This is a genomic window from Mycobacterium sp. NPDC003449, assembly GCF_053588415.1.
Window position 1 is genome coordinate 1 of record NZ_JBSFPX010000319.1, and the last position, 4,634, is coordinate 4,634.

The 4,634-nt window shown below is 70.8% G+C and carries 3 protein-coding genes and 2 pseudogenes; 4 read left to right on the forward strand and 1 reads right to left on the reverse strand.

The features are described from left to right. Nucleotides 1-208 precede the first annotated feature (208 nt). The 3 genes from ACWDTP_RS37530 to ACWDTP_RS37540 are packed head-to-tail and all read left to right on the forward strand — an operon-like array spanning nt 209 to nt 3,551. Complete coding sequence (locus ACWDTP_RS37530) at nt 209-1,717, forward strand: carotenoid oxygenase family protein (RefSeq protein WP_450028284.1); 1,509 nt, start codon at nt 209-211, stop codon at nt 1,715-1,717. Beyond that, entirely contained in the window at nt 1,714-2,925 is a 1,212-nt protein-coding gene (locus tag ACWDTP_RS37535) for a sensor histidine kinase (protein ID WP_450028285.1), read from the forward strand. The genes ACWDTP_RS37530 and ACWDTP_RS37535 overlap by 4 nt, the downstream gene beginning before the upstream one ends. Then, on the forward strand, nt 2,922-3,551 hold the full coding sequence (locus ACWDTP_RS37540; protein WP_450028286.1) for a response regulator: 630 nt from the start codon (nt 2,922-2,924) through the stop codon (nt 3,549-3,551). Before ACWDTP_RS37535 ends, ACWDTP_RS37540 begins: the two co-directional genes overlap by 4 nt. Nucleotides 3,552-3,607: 56 nt before the next feature. Here the strand turns inward: ACWDTP_RS37540 and dapC are convergent. Further along, nucleotides 3,608-4,540 (reverse strand): annotated as a pseudogene (gene dapC, locus ACWDTP_RS37545) (succinyldiaminopimelate transaminase); the annotation flags it as partial. Here dapC and ACWDTP_RS37550 point away from each other — a divergent pair. Then, nucleotides 4,539-4,634: pseudogene (locus tag ACWDTP_RS37550) on the forward strand (mycothiol-dependent nitroreductase Rv2466c family protein); the annotation flags it as partial. The pseudogenes dapC and ACWDTP_RS37550 sit on opposite strands and share 2 nt — an antisense overlap.

Below are 4,634 nucleotides of genomic sequence, written 5' to 3' on the forward strand. Positions count from 1 at the left end.
CCCCTCTTCCCTTCGGCGTGGGGGCCCCCCCCTCAACCCCCCCCACTCCGTGGGCGCCCCCCCGCGCCGGTACCCAAATCCCGGGCGTGTCGGGTACCGCGGCGTCTGCTCGCCGGGGAAAGGGGGGCACGGTGTCCACCGTTCGGTTGACATCACGATCAGCCGGGAAGTCGTCGCACCGGCCGCGGCGCGGGGGCAGGGTGTCGATATGACCACAGAAGCGGAACCCCAACACTCCGAGCATCCGTATCTGAGCGGCAATTTCGCCCCGGTGCACGACGAGGTCACCGTCACCGACCTCGCCGTCACCGGGACCATCCCGGACTATCTGGACGGGCGCTATCTGCGCATGGGGCCCAACCCGCTGCGGCCGCCCGACCCGCGGCACCATCACTGGTTCCTCGGCGAGGGGATGGCGCACGGGATCCGGCTGCGCGACGGCGTGGCGACCTGGTACCGCAACCGCTGGGTGCGGTCCTCCTCGGTGGCCCGCGACCTGGGCGAGCGCTGGGTCGGTGGCGCGCATGCGGGCGGATTCGACTTCGCCGCCAATACCAACGTCATCGGCCACGCCGGCAAGACGTTCGCCGTCACCGAGGCCGGGGTGCGGCCGTACAAACTCACCGAGGAACTCGACACCGTCGGCCCGTCCGATTTCTGCGGCACCCTGTTCGGCGGGTTCACCGCGCACCCCAAGCACGATCCGAAAACCGGTGAGCTGCACGCCGTATCGTACAACCCGATGCGGGGAAACCTGGTGAGCTACACCGTCACCGGGGTGGACGGCCGGATTCGGCGGGCCGTCGACATCGCCCTGCCGACGCACACGATGATGCACGACTTCACCCTGACCGGGAAGTATGTGGTGATCTACGACCTGCCGGTGGTGCTGGATCTGACGACGATGGTCAAGAGCGCCCCGGCGCGGGCCACGGCGCGGCTGCTGACCGGGTTCGCCGCCCGGCACGCGGCGCCGGACTTCGTGCTGCGCGCGGCGATGCGCGGATCCGAACGCGCCGCGCTGCCGTCCTCGACGATGCCGTACCGCTGGGCACCCGAGAACGGTGCCCGCATCGGAGTCATGCCGCGGGAGGGAACCGCGGCCGACATCCGGTGGTTCGACATCCCGCCGTGCTATGTGTTTCACACCCTCAACGGTTATGACCACACCGGGCCCGACGGTGAGCGGATCGTGCTCGACGTGGTCCGCCATCCTGCGGTGTTCACCACCGGCGACCGCCTGGTCACCGAGTCGATCACGTTGGACCGCTGGACGATCGACCTGCGCACCGGCCGGGTGCGGGACCAGCGACTCCATGACGGAGCCCAGGAGTTCCCGCGCATCGACGAGCGGGTGGTGGGCGCCGAACACCGCTACGGCTACACCGTCGGTGTCGAGGTCGGACCGTCCGCGGCGGCGACCACGATCCTTCGCCACGATCTGCGCGACGGGACTGCCCAACGCGTCGACTTCGGGCCGGGCCGTGAACCCGGCGAGTTCGTCTTCGTGCCGTCGGCCGAGGACGCCGGCGAGAACGACGGTGTGCTGATGGGTTTCGTCTACGACCGGGCCGAGAATCGTAGCGACCTGGTACTTCTGGACGGCCAGACCCTGGAGGCCGTTGGCATGGTGCATATTCCGGTCCGGGTCCCGCACGGATTCCATGGCAACTGGGTGGCGACTGGGGGTGGCGGGGCGGATAGCATCGGCAGATGACCGACAGCGGGTCACCGACGGCGCCTGCCCGGGCGGGCGAGCCTGCGGACTGGCACTGGATGTGGGAGACCTACGTCTGCGGGTTGTGCATCGCGGCGATCGTCGCCGTGGTGCTGCTGCGCCCCACCGTCGGCGGCAATGTCCCGGTGGCCTGCGGCGCGCTGGGCGCCATGGTGTTGATCGTTCTACTGCTGGGCCGCAACATCATTCGCGACGCTCATTCGATCACCGGCCCGGTGCGGGCCAGGACCGCGGCCTTCCTGGCGGCGATGATCGGGCTGTGGCAGGTCGCCCTCGTGGCGGCCGGCCCCGCCGTCGCGGCGATCCCGGCGCTCTACCCGCTGATCTTCGCCACACTGCCGCTGGCCGCGGCGCTGACGCTGACCTTCCTGGTCACCCTGGCACCGCTGGCCCTCGCCGTGGCGGTCCACGGACCCCACTGGCCCCATCTGCTGCCGGTCGCGGCGGTGACACTGGTCGGTGCGGTCGCGGCTCCGATCATCGGCACCACGATCATGACCACCATGCGGCAGCGGCAGCAGCTGACCGAGACGGTCGCCGAGCTGGCAGCCAGCCGGGCCGAGACCGCCCGGCTGTCGATGCAGGCCGGGGTGGCCGCCGAACGGGAACGGCTGGCCCGCGAGATCCACGACACCCTGGCCCAGGGCTTCACCAGCATCGTGGCGCTCGCCCAGGCGGTGCAGGCGGAGGTCGACAGCGATCCGACCGCCGCGGCCCAGCACATCGAGCTGATCCGCAGCACCGCGCGGGACAACCTGGCCGAGGCCCGCACCATGGTGACCCGGCTGACCCCGGCCGCGTTGGAGGCGGGCTCACTGTCCGCGGCGCTGCGCCGTCAGTGCGACGACCTGGCCGCCGAGACCGGCATCGCCGTCGACATGCAGATCGACGCCGACCTACCGCCGCTCGGCATGGCCGCCGATGTGGTGCTGCTGCGCAGCGCCCAGGAGGCGATGTCGAACGTGCGCAGGCATGCCAATGCCAGTGAACTGCGGGTGCGGCTGCAACCCGCCCCGGCCGGGGTGCGGCTGTCCCTGTCCGACAACGGGATCGGGCTGCGGCCCGATCATGTCGACGGATTCGGCCTACGCGGTATGCGGGCCCGGCTGGCGCAGGTCGGCGGCACCCTGACGGTGTCGACACCCGACGGCGGCGGGCTACGGATCGTCGTGGCGGTGCCGGCATGACCGCCGAGCCGACCAGGGTGCTGCTGGTCGACGATCACCCGGTGGTGCGCGAGGGCCTGCGCGGCATGATCGACGCCGAGGCGGACCTGACCGTGGTGGGCGAGGCCGGCTCGGGCGCCGAGGCGATCGTGCTGGCCCAGAAGCTGCGCCCCGACGTCATCCTGATGGATCTGCGGATGCCCGGACTCGACGGCGTCGGCGCGACCGCCCGGATCCTGGCCGAGGATCCGGCGATCCATATCGTCGTGGTCACCACCTACGAGAGCGACACTGATATCCTGCGCGCCGTCGAGGCCGGGGCCACCGGTTATCTCCTCAAGGATGCCTCCCGCGCCGAATTGGCCGGCGCGGTACGCGATGCCGCGCGGGGTAAGACCGTGCTGGCCCCCGGCGTTGCCGACCGGTTGGTGAACGCGGTCCGCGCACCGTCGGTGACCTTGTCGGTGCGTGAGGCCGAGGTGCTGGCGCTGGTGTCCACCGGCGCCACCAACGCCGATATCGGCCGCGCCCTGCACATCAGCGAGGCGACGGTGAAGACCCATCTGCTGCGGGCGTTCCACAAACTCGGGGTGTCGGACCGGACCGCGGCCGTCACCACCGCGATGTCGCTGGGACTACTGCCGTAACCCTTCCCCCGCGAGCAGACACAAAACTGCCTGGTTCTCGGCGAAAACGGGCAGGTTTATGTCTGTTCGGCGGTCTCGGCGAGGCGCTGGACCGCGGCGGCGATGCGCTCATCGGTGGCAGTCAGCGCGACCCGCACGAACCGCGCACCGGCGGGCCCGTAGAACTCGCCGGGTGCGACCAAGATCCCGCGTTCGGCCAGCCACCGGACGGTATCGCGGCACGGTTCATCACGCGTGGCCCACAGGTACAGCCCGGCCTCGGAATGCTCGACGCTGAACCCGGCCGACCGCATCACCGGCAGCAGCGCGTCCCGGCGGCGGGCATACCGATCACGTTGCGCCACTTCGTGTTCGTCCTCGTCGAGGGCGGCGACCATGGCCGCCTGCACCGGCGTCGGCACGATCATTCCGGCATGCTTGCGGACCGCGAGCAACTCGGCCACCGGGGCGGGGTCGCCCGCGACGAACCCGGCCCGGTAGCCGGCCAGCGAGGAGGTCTTCGACAACGAGTGGATGGCCAGCAGTCCGGTGTGGTCGCCGTCGCACACCGACGGATGCAACACGCTGAGCGGCTGTGCATCCCAGCTCAGGCCCAGATAGCACTCGTCGGAGGCGACCAGCACGCCACGCTGGCGGGCCCATGACACCACCTTGCGCAGATGGTCCACGCCGAGCACCCGGCCGGTCGGATTGCTCGGCGAGTTCAGGTAGATCAGCGCGGGCACCTGCGGACCGAGCTGGGTGAGGGAGTCGGCGCGCAGCACCTGGGCACCGGCCAGCCTGGCCCCCACCTCATAGGTCGGGTAGGCGAGTTCGGGGACCACGACCAGATCGTCGGGTCCGAGCCCCAGCAGCGTCGGCAGCCAGGCGATGAGCTCCTTGGTCCCGATCACCGGCAGCACCGCGTCCGGCGCGAGGTCGGTGATGCCGTAACGGCGCCGCAACGCCGCCCGTGCCGACGTGCGCAGCGCCGGCGTGCCGGCGGTGTACGCCGGGATGGACGCGGTCGGTGAGGACGTCGGGACGCCGACCATCCACGTCAACGGCGTCGCCTTCTTCGGCCCGGTGCTCTCGCAGATCCCG

Excerpts from the sequence above, each read along its gene's own strand:
- ACWDTP_RS37530 (WP_450028284.1), top strand. The coding sequence starts at position 209 with ATGACCACAGAAGCGGAACCCCAACACTCCGAGCATCCGTATCTGAGC.
- ACWDTP_RS37535 (WP_450028285.1), top strand. The coding sequence starts at position 1,714 with ATGACCGACAGCGGGTCACCGACGGCGCCTGCCCGGGCGGGCGAGCCT.
- ACWDTP_RS37540 (WP_450028286.1), top strand. The coding sequence starts at position 2,922 with ATGACCGCCGAGCCGACCAGGGTGCTGCTGGTCGACGATCACCCGGTG.